Below are 15,443 nucleotides of genomic sequence, written 5' to 3'. Positions count from 1 at the left end.
TTAATTACTTGGTTTTGTGTGCATTAATATGGGTACTACGATTTGTGTTGATATTATAAAGCTTGTTATTCAAAATTATTAAGAGTAAGGGTAATAAGTGTGTTATTACAGAATGTATAAGTAAAGTGTAACGTACTGTTGAAAATTATACAAGATTACTTGATGAACATATTATTATTTTTGTTTATCTTGAAAGATAATTATAGAATAAGGTTTGCATTGTAGTTAATCTATTGTTTTAGCGGTTGCAAGTGTGATTCCTTCTTACAGACTTGTTGTAATATTAGTATAACAAACAAACACCCTCCAATAATAGCCATTAACCCGCCAAATGTGAAGCAATGCTGTGCAATTTTTGATGCTGTACTGGGTAGATGTGTTACTTTCCTTATAGCTCCGTATCCACCTAACCATTCTAACCCTGTTATATGTAAAAACTGTCCTAGACTATAAATGTAGATTTGTATGTTAGCTATGGTGATGTTAATTTTGCTAAATCCGATTTTTGGTATTATCCAATAAATGAATCCCATAAATGCTATTGTCATTCCAACTATAGATCCATGATAATGTGCAGGTATTGTTACATTCCCTTGCATACTTAATATTCCTAAAATCCCACCATAGTTAAATAGTAAAATTGCACATATTAAACTATGGTATTTAGGGTTAGATAGTGTTTTAATGTTAAATAGTGCAAGTATAAATAAGCATATGGGAATGAATCCTCCAGCAATACGCATATGCCAAGTGAAAAAGTCTATAATAGACTGTGAATCAGCTGGGTTAGATATATATACAATTGGTGTAAATATAGTAGATAGTGTATTAATCGAAAAAATGATATTAACTATGTTTGTTTGTAAAAATTTACTTTTCTGTTCTAGCATGATTATAAATACTAGTAGTAGGGTTTGACTGAATGCTAACTGTAATACGTGTCCTCCACCCCAAAACATATGCTCATAGAATAATACAGGAGTATACTTTTGTGTATGTATTGTATAATAGGACATACTAAAGCATAAAATTGCACATATAAGTATTATTGAATTTCCATAAATTCCCAGTGAAATACCTTGTAATATTTTAGAACTGCGACATTTTGTTGAAAGTATTGAATAACAAAGTATACTCATGATGAATATTAGTAATCCTAGTAGAAAATATTGGTTATTGATTATAGGGATGTAGTTATTCTTTATTGGTTCTGCGTTAGTGAAAAAAGTAGACAGTATCATTAATAATGTTCCAGTAAATGCAGAATAGCACAAATATTTGAAATATCCTGAGTACTTAATATTTGATATCATAAAACTTGATATCATTGAAATTATAGAACATCCCCATACTAGGACCGATAAATTGACATGTATAACTAATGATGTATCAAAAATCCTATTAACGTCAGCAAAAAAAGACTTTGATATAGGAAGTCTTAGTAATACAATAAATATAGATAATATACCAGATATTGCTAAAGCAAATGTTCCTAATAGTAGCCATTTGCGGCATAGATGTATGTTATAATTGTTGATATAAGACATTGCCAAATTTTTTAATTATGTGTAACGGATTATAGACTTGCTATAAAAAGTAAACAAGGATATTTGATATTCTTTTTTATTAAAAGAATTGTTTAATTTAATATTAAATATATTTTACAGTAGTTAAGTATAAATATTAGTTTAATTATGTGGGTATTATTTTTTTATGACGTGTTCTTGATTACTTTCTAAATATAAACTCATTTTGATTATATTTGTTATAATTATATATAAAAAAGAGAAAATTGATTTATTAATTTTATCTAGAGTATACATAATTTTCAATATAAGTATTGAAGTTGTTTAGATTATCATTATCATAAGGTGAAACATAGAGCATTATATAATATGGGTGGTTATTTTAGAAGAACTTTGCCTAATCTATTAACTGTGTTGCGAGTACTTGCAATTCCTGCTATAGTTTGCAGTTTTTTTTTACAGAGTAATGGTTCAAATTATATTGCATTTGTTATTTTTATTTTTGCATGTATTACAGATTTTTTTGATGGTTATTTGGCACGTATATGGCAAACTCAGTCTAAGTTTGGGAGATTATTTGATCCAATTGCAGATAAACTAATTGTGTCTGCAACTCTGATTATGTTGGTATATATAGGAAAAATCACTAAGTTAACTATAATACCTGTTGTTATAATAATTTGTAGAGAAATTTTAATTTCTGGACTTAGAGAATTTTTAATTTCTATGGATGTTAGAATTCCTGTTATAAAACTAGGAAAGATTAAGACATTTATCCAAATGGCAGCTATTGGTATGTTAATACTGGATTATTGTTTTATGTATATTGCAGATATAATATTGTATATAGCAGCAATATTGACTGTGTATTCTGCATACCTCTATATATGTGTAGCTCTGAAACATATTTATTCTCAAGAATAAATATAGGATTGTATTAGCATTGATAAGTTATACATACTGTCTTTTAACATTAAGTTTAATGTATTAGAGTTTTGTTGTTATTTCATTCATGATACTTTTTTATTTTCTTGTTAAATAATCAAATTTTTGGTGTTAGTATGCCTGTAGTGTTTTTTTAAAGTGTCTTTGCTGTATGACTTGTTGATTTAATATGTAATGCCTTAACTTTGTGATATTTATCAATTTTATGTACAAATAAAGATGTTGTGTTTACTGCTATCTGATAAATTGGTGATTACTATAAATAATACTGGTTATTTATTATTAAAGAGTCAAAAAGGTTTTTTGTAACATATCCGAGTGTTTTGACTATCTTTGTACTATGTTACTTGTTAATTCAAATGTGATTGGTTTTGTTATATTTAATCAATTGTAGTTAGAAATAATGATATTGTATTTGCTAGGTGGATTGGTGATTACTATAAATAATACTGGTTATTTATTATTAAATAATCAAAAAGGTTTTTGTAACATATCCTGAGTGTTTTGACTATCTTTGTACTATGTTACTTGTTAATTCAAATGTGATTGGTTTTGTTATATTTAATCGATTGTAATTAGAAATAATGATATTGTGTTTGCTGGATGGATTAGTGATTACTGTAAATAATACTGATTATTTATCATTAAATAATCAAAGAGGTTTCTAATATTAATATATCCTGTAGGTATTTTTTACTGTCTTTATACTGTATTACTTGTTAATTTGAGTGTACTGAGTTTGGTTATATTTAATCAATCCTGAGTAAAAATAGCAATGTTGTGTTCGTCCTTTATCCACTTAGTAAATTAGTTGTTACTATAATGTATTTTTAATGATTTTATCTCTGTTATGCTAAAATGTACAATTCCTCACTAGAATACAAAGTAGTGTAAGTAGAGTTATGTATTTTTATAATGCTATAAATAAAACTTTTAGGGTAAAAAGTATGAGTATTTTGTGATTACTTTTATACTTAAGCTACCTGACATTGGTGGATATAACATCGATTTTACAAATTTTTGTTGAAAATAAGTAATAATATTCTGGGAAGTCATTAAACAATCTTTGTGCTAGTGTTATTGCGTCACGTGCTGAAGTTGTTTGGTTGTTGTGTCGTACTACTGTAACGTTAGTAAGGTGTGAAGCTGTGAGATGTAGTTTTGTTGCCATTTGGTTCATTTCTTTAACAAAATTTTCTTGGGAACCGGATATACCTTCTGCAAGGGTAATCGATTACTATATAATTTTCTTATCTAAATAAATTGTAGTACACAGAACTACATGACATAAATGCTTTAAAAGTATTGAAGAAGTAGTAATGTTATAGATCTACCTAATAAGCTTGTGATTATTAATGGTAGAAATTTCTAATATTAGTAAAGAACATTGCTATTTTTTGATTGTTTGCTTCTTCTATTACCTCTTGATCACGTAATGACCCTCCAGGTTGAATTATTGCACTTATTTTTGCAGATGCACTGAGTAGTATACTATCTGTAAATGGGAAAAATGCATCAGATGCTAAAACAGCCCCTGTGCAATCTTTGGATTTTTTTATTGCAATTTCCAAGCTATCTACACGACTCATTTGTCCAGCTCCAACTCCAATTGCACGATGGTCTCGTGCAATAACTATTGCATTAGACTTTACATGCTTACATATTTTCCATGCAAATAGCAAATTAGAAATTATATCAGGTGATACTGGGAAATTTGTAACTTGTATTAAATCTTTTTCTGATAATCTATTTGTGTTACTTTCCTGCAACAAAAATCCCCCACTAACATTCTTAATAGTATATTTTGGCAGATTGTATTCTGTAGATAAAATGATCCTTACATTTTTCTTCTTTTGTATTATTTCTATTGCTTTATCTGTAATAGATGGTCCTACTACTACTTCAATGAAAATTTGATTAATTTTTTCTGCTATCTCTTCATTTATTTCCCTATTAAGAGCAACAATACCACCAAAACTACTTTTTGGATCACATGCAAAAGCTTTATTATAAGCACTTGTGATATCATCAGCAGTTGCTGCTCCACAAGGATTACTATGCTTTATAATTACTGCAGCTGGTTCTGTAAATTCTGCTACTATGTTAATGGCAGCTTCTATATCAACTATGTTATTATAACTTAACTGTTTACCATGTAATTGTTTTAATGGATACTTATCTGTTAAAGTGCTGTAAAATGCACCTTTTTGATGAGGATTTTCTCCGCATCTGAGATCTTGTACTTTATTTCCATGAATAATAAATGTGTTTGGTAAAATATCTTGAGGATTATTGTTTAGCCAATTGTGTATAGCACTGTCATAAGTTGATGTAATAGCAAATGCCTTTGCTGCTAGATATTTTCTATATGATAATGTTGTTCCATTGTTATTATTGGTCATTTCTGTTTGTAATGTATTATAATCGTTTATATCTGAGATTACAGCTACATTATTAAAATTTTTTGCACCAGATCTAAGTAAAGTTATCCCACCTATATCTATTTGTTCTATTATTTGATCATCAGTTGAAGTTTTGATACTAGCGACCTGAGAAAAAGGGTATAGGTTTACTATGACTAAATCTATATTTTGTATGTCAAACTTTTTACTTTCTTCAGTATGACTATTACGGTTACTCAATATTCCACCGTGAACTTTTGGGTGTAATGTTTTAACCCTACCATCCATTATTTCTGGAAATTTAGTGTAGTCAGATATTTCTATAGCTTGTAATCCCGCATCTACTAAGGTTTTATAAGTACTGCTTGTTGCAATAATTTCAACCTTTTGTTCTACTAGGAATTTTGCAAGGTCAATAATGTTTGTCTTATTATATACTGATATAATTGCTCTGTTAATTTTCATAGTTTTTTATATAGATAATATATACGTTAAAATATTTATACTAATTTTTTTTAATCATTGCTAAGATCTGTGCTTCAGAAGCTAACGCTTCTTCTACACGTGCAAAGCATTGAAATCTGCAAGTGTCCTTCCTTTTGTGTATTACATTTGTTTCAATAGTCAATACATCACCTGGAATAACAGGCTTACGGAATTTTGCTAGTTCTATTGACATAAAATATACAGAATAATTTTCAAAGTTGCACTGAAAATTACTCATTATGCATACCAGACATGCTTGTGCCATAGCTTCCACAATAAGTACACCCGGCATAACAGGATTACTAGGGAAATGTCCAGTAAAAAAGGGTTCATTGAAAGTTACATTTTTTACTGCTATTGCAGATTCATTGGGAACACATGCAGTTACTTTATCAAGTAATAGAAATGGATAAGAATGTGGTAACATTCTAATAATGTCTTGAATATTAAACTGCATGTATATAACCTATTTCTTTATTTCTACATTTGGTAATTCCTTATTTAATCTTTCTAATACTTGATTAGAAAAATCTATGCCATCAGCTGCGTAGAATACCTGATTCTTTTTTACTAGAAAAAGTACTACACTGATGTTATTTTCTTTAGCTATTTTTGCTGATATGTTTTTTATTTTATTGTACACTATCTCCATAGCATTCATGTACATGTTTTCCAATTCTGATCCTTTACTTGAAATCTCTTGTTGTAAATCTGATACCTTTGCTTTAAAATCATTCACCTTTTTATCAAAAGCTTCAGGGCTTAAAAGCGATTTCTGTTTACTTAATTCTTCTTCCAATTTATGTAGTTCTTCTTCTCTTGCTGCAAAGTCTTTCTGTAGTTCTGTTCTTTTATCATCTAATTGTGTCCGAATACTTTTTACTGATAATGCATCGGATATGATGACATCACGATCAATAAAAGCTAGAGGAATAACCTGATCACTTTTTGCTACAGCTTGGAAATTAATTCCAAAAAGTACTAAAAGGGTGGTTAGAAATAATTTTAATTGCATAAAAACCTCTTTTATTGCATTGAAAACCTTATTATGTCTACAACATCATGGTCTTCCTTTAATATAGGGAAACCAAAGTCTAGTCTCATTGGCCCAAATGGGGACCGCCAAGAAAATCCAAACCCAGCTGAAAGTCTTAGAGCTTTACTTTCATAATACTCTTTATTAGTATAGTCAAGCCCAAATAAAGTTGCTGCGTCAATAAAAACAGAACCTTTAATTCCTAGGTCTTCTGGTAACCCTATTGGGAAATCTACTTGATTTATTATACTAAAGTAAAATTTTCCACCTAATGCATCTAAACTTTTTTTATCTCGTGGTCCTATACCTGATTGATGAAAACCTCTAATCTCGTTACTACCAATTATGAATCTTTGACTAATTTTTACATTTTCATCACTTTTATATGAAAACACATATCCCATTGATGCTTTAGCGGTAAAAAGTATATCATGGCTTAACTTTGATAGTAATTCTTTACTGTAATATACTGATCCTTCAGTTTTTATATAATGTAAAGTCCCACCAATACCGGAAAAGTTTTGGCGAAGCTTCAGTAAATATCCATCATGTATTTTAGATACATTGTCAAATTTACGGAATTGTAAAGAATAACCTAATGATGAATCTATGTTTTCACCTGCTTGTTCTTTTATTATTTCAGAAGCAGTAGGCTTGACGTTGAATATGTTTATATGCTTATAAGAATAATTTAACGAAAGTCCCAAGTCATCTGTAATGTTATGTGATGTATGCAGCATAAAACCAGCACTGCTACTACTGAATGCAGCATCTGAATTGTTTTTGATTATATCAATGAAGCTACTATTGATCTTTTCCATACTTGGTTTATTTTGATGTGAATAAAATAATCCAAAACCTACTGATGAATCAGTGTCTAGAAAGTTTGGTACTGCAAAGTCTATACTGCTGGATAATGAGGAAGATGATTTTTCTAGATGTAGAGATAAAATTTTACCAGTTCCAAATAAATTTCTTTCTTGTATGTTTACCTTACCTACAAGCCCAGTAATGGAAGAAAAACCTGCTGCTATATCAAATGATCCAGTACCTTTTTCTTTGACTTGAAAATTTAAGTCAACTAAGCTGTCATTTATTTTATGGTTTTGTACATTTACAGATTCAAAAAAACCTAAACCTAAAATATTTTTATAAGATCTGTTGATTACACTAGCATTATATATATCGCCTTCAGAAATATTAAGTTTTTGTCTAATTACTTTATCTATAGTGTTCTGGTTATTTGTAATATTGATATTATTTATGTAAACCTTATTACCTGTATAGATAATATAATCTACATCAACCATACCATCTCTTGTATGATATTCGTGCTTTACATCTGAAAAGAAATTACCATTATTACTTAAATGCCATGTTATTTTTTCAACAGAACTGTTTACAATTTCTGGGTTAAATGTATCTTCACTTTTTGACAGTATAAGTTTTGTGAGTTCGTCTTTTAAATGAGTATTGTCAGTTTGTTTGTCTATAACTATGTTGCTATTACCAAATTTGTATTGTATTCCTTCTTCAATAGAAAAAATTAGATTGATGTTTTTATCACTAGTTATTTCTGGAATTGCAGACTTGACTTTAAAATCTATAAAGCCTTTAGATGCATAAAAGTTGTACAATGCAGCTTGATCAAGCATTAGTCTTTCAGGTGCAAATTTTGTGTTACTGTTGAATATTTTATATGGATAATACTCTGTTGATAATATAGTTTTCTTTAATGTTGTGCTGGGGAAGAATTTATTTCCTACAAACTTGATATTTTTTATTCTTGATGTTGGTCCCTCATTTATTCTTAAAATGATATTAACTTTGTTATTATCTAATGCTTGTATCTCATGAGAAATTGTGACTCCTAGTTTACCTTTGGTCTGGTACAGCAGCACTAAATCTGAAATATCACGTTGTAACTTTGATTTTGTAAAAACAGCGAGTTTCTTTAATTTTAGTATGTCGTTTTGTAAAGTTTTGTTATTGAATTCTTTATTGCCGTAAAAAAATATATCATTAACTATAGGATTTTCTTTTACATTGATTATTAAGTAATTGTCCTTGTTAACATATACTTCAACATCTGAAAATAGTTGAGTGGAGTATAAATTTTTTATGATCTGATTTATAGTACTTTCTTTAATATTATCTTGTAAGTTAATTTTTGAGTAAAAATATATAGTTTTATAATCTAACCTGTGATTACCATTAATTTGAACTTGTTTTACCTTAGTGTCGGTAGCTTCTGCATAAACACAAGAAGAAAATAATAACATTAAAACAACGATAACATACTGCATAAAACTACTTAAAAATATTCCTTACATCATTAAACGTGACAAAAATCATCAAAGATAGCAACAGCATTAATCCAATAGTAGCTGCATATCTTTGATATTTAGGGTTAACTTCCTTACGTCGTAATATCGCCTGAATTAGATATTGAAAAATATGTCCTCCATCTAACATTGGAATAGGAAGTAAGTTCATTATACCTAAATTAATAGAGATCATAGCCATACATAGTAACACTTGGTTCTGTTTTACTGATTCACCTGAATATTGAGCTATACGTATGGGTCCACCTAATTCAGTAAGGCTGCGCTTTCCAGTTAATATCTGTCCCAATACTTGAAAAATTGATTTAGATAGTAAATAGGTATAATTTATTGATTGGACAAAAGATTTACCCAGGGCTAGCTTTTGTAATTTATAGTTACTAGGAAGATTGCTCATTACTACACCTAGGAAAGGTTTTGCTTTAATTTTACCTGCATTCCCTTCTGTCTCTCTTAATGTTGGTCTTACCTTAACAACATGTATACTTCCGTTGTGTGAATACTTGATAGTTAATTCTTGGTTATCTTTTGCATATTTTTCTATATATTCCTTAATTTGTTCGAACCATTTAATTTCATGATTGTTAATTTCAAGGATAATGTCTCCTGTTACTAGGCCAGCACGTGCTGCTGCACTGTTTTCTATAACATCACCTATTGTTGCATTATGGCGTAAAACACCCTGTACATTAAACAATACTGTAAGTAATACTAAACTAAATATTATGTTTGCAAATGGACCAGCAAATGCAATAAGAGATTTCTGTAACAAAGATTTCTCACAAAATGCATATTGTTTTTTATCTTCTGATAAACTACTAGAATTTCCAGTAGTGCTTGATGGATCATCGTCTCCCAGCATTTTGACATATCCACCTAATGGTATTAAACTGAATTTCCACCTGGTTCCTGATTTATCATTAATGCCAAATAGCTCAGGACCAAACCCTATAGAAAAGACTTCAATTTTAACACTACACAACTTTGCTACAATATAATGGCCGTACTCATGTACAAAGACTATTACAGACATTATCGCAAGAAATGACAGTAAATAAAAAGAACTACTGTTTAATATGTTATATAAACCATTAATACTACTTATCATAGTAAAATTACTAGCATGTAATAAAAGAAGCTATTGGGATGATATAGTATATTTATATAATTGACAATATAATATGTAATAATTTTAATGAGGTCAATATAGTGTATGAGATGAGAGGTATGGATACTTTATTGGAAAAGCGTAAGCGATTACTATATAGGAGTTTACATAGGGGATGTAAGGAAATGGATATAATTCTAGGTAATTTTGCTTTGCATCATATTTATTTGTTATCTAATGAAGATGTTGATGAATATGAAAAGGTTGTTAATACCAGTGACTACCAGCTTTATAAGTATATCACAGGAGAAGAATTAATTCCGGAATGTTTGGATCGTAATCTCGTAAGAAATATTGTGGATTTTAATGAATCTATTGTGAAATTAAAGTTTTCAAAATAAAATCTATATTCTAATAATATTCTAATAAGTTAAGACTTATAGTAAGAAATCTTTTATATTTTTATTATACCAAGCTATATAGTATTCAATAAATTGAAGAACTTATATTATCTAGTTATCCTATGTTAATTTTTGTGAGATATGAAATTTTTTAGTCTAGTATATATGTTAATGTGTTTATGTATTGTTTTATACATTTAGGTTGTAAATTATCGGATATAAGGTTTATCTATGGTTTATTGAATATTCATAACATAGTGTTTGTCAGTTAGAGTAGTGTTTTGAATTTGCATAGTTACTTTCTTGATATTAAAAGGTTTAAGTTATTGCTAAATATATGGCTTTTAATAAGGTTTGTTAATTATTAACTTTGATGTATAATGGTAAGAAATATAGTTTAATGGGTTTAGCTCTTACCTCTATAGTTCTAGATAAATTTATTGAGTTTATACTTATTTATTTAAAGATCAATTTTTAAATTTCTAGTATTAATGGTTTATTAAGTATACAAACTTATAGTTGTTAAAATTGGAAGATTGATAAAGTGTGATATAGTTACTTTTAACTTTAGTATAGTAATGTTTTTTTTAAATATGGATTTAGTGTACGTTTTAGCATGTTCTTTAATTGGGGGGATAATCCTCAATTGTATGCCATGCGTATTTCCTGTGTTGTCATTAAAAATAATGTCAATAGTTAAAAATGTGCAACATTCAAAAAAGTCATTAATAAGAGTTGATGGTATAGCATATACATGTGGAGTCATGGTGAGTATGCTTGCGTTGTCTGTGATATTACTAATATTTCGTTATTTTGGATATGTAATAGGATGGGGATATCATATGCAATCTCCAATATTGATTACAGGGTTAATGTATATTATGTTCCTTATGGGATTATCATTTTCAGGTTTCTATCATTTACCGTTTATTTTTCCCAATATTACTAGTAGTAACGCTGAAAAGGAAGGAATAATAGGTAGTTTTATTGTGGGGATGATATCTACATTGGTTGCAACTCCATGTACTGCTCCATTTATGGTATCTGCTATAGTATATGCTTTAAATCAACCATGGTTATATTCATTGTTGATTTTTCAAGCTCTTGGTTTTGGGATAGCATTGCCTTATCTGGTGTTATCATTTTTTCCGCAGTTATTAAGTGTACTTCCTAAGCCAGGTGAGTGGATGAAAATTTTACAACAATTTTTAGCATTTCCTCTTTACTTTTCAGCAACTTGGTTACTTTGTGTATTAATTAAGCAGAAGGGCATAGAATTACTCTTCCCTGTTTTGTCTAGTGTTATATTATTTGTAATGGGGATATGGGTTATGAAATTAATTAATAATAGAAAACTTATAAGTAAGATTCTAATTTGTTTAGTTATAGTCACACTTGCAATTTCTCCTTTGTATTTTCATAAGGTGAAAGAATTGATTACTCAGGGTAAAACTACTGATATGGAGGTATTAGAATTTTCTCAGGCGACACTAACTAAACTTCTTGAGGAGAAGAAAACAATATTATTGTCTTTAGGTGCTGACTGGTGCTTAACATGTAGAGTTAATGAAAGAATTTTTCAATTGGATACTATAAAAGCACTGTTTGCGAAAAAAGGAGTTATTTATATGAAAGGTGATCTAACTAGTGAAAATTCTGAGATTACCTCGTATATTAATAAACTTGATAAAGAAGGTGTTCCACTTTATGTATTGTATGTAAATGGAGAGAAGGTTAAAACTTTGCCACAAATGTTAACTGAGAAGATAGTGATTGATACAGTAAATAAGTATGTGAAGTGATGTGATGTTTGTATTGTATAAACCTTGCTGTTTTATTACATGTAATGGTGTTGTGTTTAGATTATTGTACTTTAATTCCTGATATGTCTATAGTGATAAGCTTATCATTAAAGAACTGAGCTTATTTTTTAGTTTAGTCAAGCTCGTGTTGTAAGTTTGATGTCTTTTTTAGAAATTCCTAATAAGTTTAATATAAAAGTTATGTTAAATGTGAATTTTTCAAAAGGTATGTTAATCTTGTGATGTATTGACTTTACAAAGAATTGCAAGTGTAAATTGCTTTAAATATGCTGTGGTAACTAGAGAACATTCATTATGTAAACCTAGTTACTTCATTTGTAGATAATCTTGAAGTTTACAGTAATATATAGGTTATTTTGAAATAGATGCATTTTCAAAACTAGAAGCTACTTGTTTGATTTTAAAACATGAGCTGCCTTTATGAATGTAACTATTAGTTTTAGTGAACCTAATCATTATATGTGTGTATACAGTTTTTAATTCTCTTTATTTTTAAAAGGAAGCATATCTAGCATTTTCACAAAAAAATTGGTGTTAGATATGCATTCCATTGCATATACAGGAATAGTTTTTTCTGTAAGACCTGGTATTTGAATATGCAGTTTACCTACTTCCTGTCCTTTTTTTACTGGAATAGATACTGCTTCATTATTGTGTGAAACAAAAATCTTAATGTTGTGATATGAGTCTTTAGGATATGAAATAGTGACATTGTCTTTTACAGTTACCCCTATAGTTTTTCCACCGTTAACCATTATTTCTTCAATTTTATTTCCTTTTTCAAATATAGTCTTTGTACTAAAATTATCATAAACATGATTAACTAACATTTGTGCTTCTGATAAAAGTTCTTCTTGGCTTTTTAGTCCATTAACTAATATGAAAACTCTTTTACCGTGTTTTTGTATTGATATGATAGCTCCATAATTACCTTTTTCAATACTTCCTACTATCATACCATCAATATTCATATTGCTGTCTAGTAATGTATTGGTACTTTGCTGATATATATTATTGAATTTTAAATTTTTTGTTGAGAATAAGTAATAATATTCTGGGAAATCATTAAACAATCTTTGTGCTAGTGTTATTGCGTCACGTGCTGAAGTTGTTTGGTTGTTGTGTGGTAGTCCTGTAACGTTAGTAAAGTGTGAAGCTGTAAGATGTAGTTTTGTTGCCATTTGGTTCATTTCTTTAACAAAATTTTCTTGGGAACCGGATATACCTTCTGCGAGGGTAATCGATGCATCATTTGCAGATAGTGCAATAATTCCGTCAAGTAAGTCACGTACCACTACTGGTTGTCCTGCTCTTAGGAAAATAGAAGCACCACCTTTCTGCCATGCTTCCTTACTTGCTATGTATTTGTCTTCCATTCTTACAAAACCTGGTTTCATGTATGAAAATGCAATATATAGCTCCATAAGGTTATTCATAAGAGATAGGTTGATTTTTTTATCTATGTTATGCTCAAATAACATTATATGTGAAGAAAGGTCAAATATTGCTACCTCGGATGCTTTAGTTTGTATGTCTGTTGCATAACTATTGCTTATAGGTGATAAAATGAAAGTAAAAATATATAAAAATACAATAACAAAATTGCGTAACATTATAAATATCTTGATAGAGAAATATTTATAGTATATGTCATGACGCTACTTATATCAATTTATTTATTAATACATCTGAATAATAAAAGTATATATTACCTTATAAACTATTAAAGTTTGTATCTTTAGTTTTAGTAAGATAAATGTGTTTTTTAATTCTATGTCTTAATTGTTTTGTTATGTAATGGATATTTTGAAAAATCAAAAGACTTCTTCTCTGTTATACATATGATGAAATTCTTAATGGAAATACTAGGTGGTAGTTTTATCTATAAAAATACTATAATAGTAGCTTATATATTTTAGAGTTGTTTAAAATTCCGATAAGATAGTGTTTTTATATTTAGTAATAATGAACATTCTATACTTTCTATACTTTTTGTAAGTCTTGTATAATTAAGTATATATTGTTTATGTTTATGATACTGTGAAAAGGTATATTTAGATTATGTGATAGTAATTATTGGCTAGAATAATACAACATTATAAGTTGTAGTGTATATAATATTATGGGGGATATTATTATGTTATAAATAAGGTTTTTGTAGTAGTTATTTGCAACTGCATTCTGAAAATAACAAACACGAACTTTATGGGTCATAAGGAATATATACTTTTATTATTCAGATGTATTAATAAATAAATAAATTGATATAAGTAGCGTCATGACATATGCTGCAAATATTTTATATCAAGCTTAATATTGAAATGGGAACTTTGGGATATATAGTATCTATTAGCTTTAAATATCCTACCATACCGTACAATTTGAATATTTTACTGTGATAAATTTATTTGATAATTAATCTTAAGATTAATGTGTTACTTTAAAGAACAAAAATGTTACATAATAGGAAGTGTCTTTTGATTTGTAACAAGATTATGTAGATTAGTATTTTTAACTAGATTGATAATAAGTGTTGTATCAAATGTATTATGTATCGTTAATCAAATGAAATGAGTTAGCTATGAATATATTCAATTATAAATGTATAGTTCCTAATATAAGTAGTGAAGTATTTGTTGCATCTACTGCTGTAATTATAGGTGATGTTCATATAAGTATGAGGTGTAGTATATGGTATAACTCAGTATTACGTGGAGATGTGGGTAGAATTGTTATTGGTATGGGTACTAATATACAAGATAATACGGTAATACATGTCGATAGAAATCATGGTGATACAAACATTGGCAGTATGGTAACAGTTGGACATGGCTGTATATTGCATGCTTGCGAAATTCATGATTATGTATTTGTTGGAATGGGATCTATTATTATGGATAATGTTGTAATTGAAAAGAATGCAATGATAGCTGCAGGATCGTTAGTTACAAAAGGTAAAATTGTGAAAACTGGTGAATTATGGGCTGGTAGACCTGCAAAATTTTTCAGGATGTTATCTAATGAAGAAATTGAAGAAATTAGTAAATCTGCTGATAACTATATCGAACTCGCTCGTGATTATCTAGTTTGTAAGTAAATTAAAATTAAACATATTTATCTTTGACTGTTAAATGATATATAGTGCAATAAGAGTCCATAACAATATTGTTGTGTTTTTTATGAGTAGGATGAGATCTGTATTTTCAATTGATGTTTAATAACTATATGAAGTAATGCATGATTGTTTGTGTGATAAGTAAGTGAATTAAAACGTATTTATTTTTTGTGAATATGTCAGTTTAGTTAAAGTCTGTAAGTAGTATTGTTGTATCTAATGTAAGTTAAACAAGATTTATGTTTTCAATTTACAT

12 protein-coding genes are annotated in these 15,443 nt (G+C 28.6%); 4 read left to right on the top strand and 8 right to left on the bottom strand.

The features are described from left to right. Positions 1-230: 230 nt before the first annotated feature. The gene (locus EDL80_RS04665; protein ID WP_158407012.1) at positions 231-1,547 is read right to left on the bottom strand and encodes a cbb3-type cytochrome c oxidase subunit I; all 1,317 of its coding nucleotides are present in this window, start codon (positions 1,545-1,547) and stop codon (positions 231-233) included. 348 nt (positions 1,548-1,895) lie between these two features. On the opposite strand from EDL80_RS04665, the gene pgsA reads away from it, so the two are divergent. After that, complete coding sequence (pgsA, locus tag EDL80_RS04660) at positions 1,896-2,450, top strand: CDP-diacylglycerol--glycerol-3-phosphate 3-phosphatidyltransferase (RefSeq protein WP_196492736.1); 555 nt, start codon at positions 1,896-1,898, stop codon at positions 2,448-2,450. Positions 2,451-3,450: 1,000 nt separating this feature from the next. Here the strand turns inward: pgsA and EDL80_RS04655 are convergent. From EDL80_RS04655 to rseP, 6 genes are all read right to left on the bottom strand, one after another. Continuing rightward, positions 3,451-3,702 (bottom strand): hypothetical protein, encoded by a 252-nt coding sequence (locus EDL80_RS04655; protein ID WP_269144138.1) that lies wholly within the window; start codon positions 3,700-3,702, stop codon positions 3,451-3,453. Between the two features lie 121 nt (positions 3,703-3,823). Next, positions 3,824-5,338, bottom strand: coding sequence for a bifunctional phosphoribosylaminoimidazolecarboxamide formyltransferase/IMP cyclohydrolase (gene purH / locus EDL80_RS04650; RefSeq protein WP_158407010.1), 1,515 nt, complete (start codon positions 5,336-5,338; stop codon positions 3,824-3,826). 40 nt (positions 5,339-5,378) lie between these two features. Beyond that, complete coding sequence (gene fabZ, locus EDL80_RS04645; RefSeq protein WP_158407009.1) at positions 5,379-5,816, bottom strand: 3-hydroxyacyl-ACP dehydratase FabZ; 438 nt, start codon at positions 5,814-5,816, stop codon at positions 5,379-5,381. A gap of 9 nt (positions 5,817-5,825) precedes the next feature. Next, complete coding sequence (locus EDL80_RS04640) at positions 5,826-6,374, bottom strand: OmpH family outer membrane protein (RefSeq protein ID WP_158407008.1); 549 nt, start codon at positions 6,372-6,374, stop codon at positions 5,826-5,828. Between the two features lie 11 nt (positions 6,375-6,385). Next, complete coding sequence (gene bamA, locus EDL80_RS04635; RefSeq protein WP_158407007.1) at positions 6,386-8,701, bottom strand: outer membrane protein assembly factor BamA; 2,316 nt, start codon at positions 8,699-8,701, stop codon at positions 6,386-6,388. A 4-nt stretch (positions 8,702-8,705) separates the two neighbouring features. After that, positions 8,706-9,848, bottom strand: a complete 1,143-nt coding sequence (rseP, locus tag EDL80_RS04630) for an RIP metalloprotease RseP (protein ID WP_158407006.1) — start codon at positions 9,846-9,848, stop codon at positions 8,706-8,708. Positions 9,849-9,967: 119 nt separating this feature from the next. Between rseP and EDL80_RS04625 the strand changes: the two genes are divergently transcribed. After that, positions 9,968-10,249, top strand: coding sequence for a succinate dehydrogenase assembly factor 2 (locus EDL80_RS04625; protein WP_158407005.1), 282 nt, complete (start codon positions 9,968-9,970; stop codon positions 10,247-10,249). 578 nt (positions 10,250-10,827) lie between these two features. Then, positions 10,828-12,051, top strand: a complete 1,224-nt coding sequence (locus EDL80_RS04620; protein WP_230957203.1) for a protein-disulfide reductase DsbD family protein — start codon at positions 10,828-10,830, stop codon at positions 12,049-12,051. A gap of 497 nt (positions 12,052-12,548) precedes the next feature. Here EDL80_RS04620 and EDL80_RS04615 read toward each other — a convergent pair whose 3' ends face one another. Beyond that, a complete protein-coding gene (locus EDL80_RS04615; protein WP_196492735.1) occupies positions 12,549-13,685 on the bottom strand; it encodes a D-alanyl-D-alanine carboxypeptidase family protein in 1,137 nt (378 codons plus the stop codon). Between the two features lie 968 nt (positions 13,686-14,653). Between EDL80_RS04615 and EDL80_RS04610 the strand changes: the two genes are divergently transcribed. Beyond that, complete coding sequence (locus EDL80_RS04610; protein WP_158407003.1) at positions 14,654-15,169, top strand: gamma carbonic anhydrase family protein; 516 nt, start codon at positions 14,654-14,656, stop codon at positions 15,167-15,169. Positions 15,170-15,443 lie beyond the last annotated feature (274 nt).

The organism is Ehrlichia ruminantium (genome assembly GCF_009728835.1).
GTDB classification, from domain to species: domain Bacteria; phylum Pseudomonadota; class Alphaproteobacteria; order Rickettsiales; family Anaplasmataceae; genus Ehrlichia; species Ehrlichia ruminantium_B.
Note: the sequence above shows the minus strand (reverse complement) of the source record. Positions and strands in the feature narration are given on the sequence as shown.

What these genes read in the sequence shown, in the direction of transcription:
- EDL80_RS04620 (WP_230957203.1), top strand. Translation starts at nt 10,828, where the DNA reads ATGTTTTTTTTAAATATGGATTTAGTGTACGTTTTAGCATGTTCTTTA.
- bamA (WP_158407007.1), bottom strand. Translation starts at nt 8,701, where the DNA reads ATGCAGTATGTTATCGTTGTTTTAATGTTATTATTTTCTTCTTGTGTT.
- purH (WP_158407010.1), bottom strand. Translation starts at nt 5,338, where the DNA reads ATGAAAATTAACAGAGCAATTATATCAGTATATAATAAGACAAACATT.
- EDL80_RS04665 (WP_158407012.1), bottom strand. Translation starts at nt 1,547, where the DNA reads ATGTCTTATATCAACAATTATAACATACATCTATGCCGCAAATGGCTA.
- rseP (WP_158407006.1), bottom strand. Translation starts at nt 9,848, where the DNA reads ATGATAAGTAGTATTAATGGTTTATATAACATATTAAACAGTAGTTCT.
- fabZ (WP_158407009.1), bottom strand. Translation starts at nt 5,816, where the DNA reads ATGCAGTTTAATATTCAAGACATTATTAGAATGTTACCACATTCTTAT.
- EDL80_RS04615 (WP_196492735.1), bottom strand. Translation starts at nt 13,685, where the DNA reads ATGTTACGCAATTTTGTTATTGTATTTTTATATATTTTTACTTTCATT.
- EDL80_RS04610 (WP_158407003.1), top strand. Translation starts at nt 14,654, where the DNA reads ATGAATATATTCAATTATAAATGTATAGTTCCTAATATAAGTAGTGAA.
- EDL80_RS04625 (WP_158407005.1), top strand. Translation starts at nt 9,968, where the DNA reads ATGGATACTTTATTGGAAAAGCGTAAGCGATTACTATATAGGAGTTTA.
- EDL80_RS04640 (WP_158407008.1), bottom strand. Translation starts at nt 6,374, where the DNA reads ATGCAATTAAAATTATTTCTAACCACCCTTTTAGTACTTTTTGGAATT.
- pgsA (WP_196492736.1), top strand. Translation starts at nt 1,896, where the DNA reads ATGGGTGGTTATTTTAGAAGAACTTTGCCTAATCTATTAACTGTGTTG.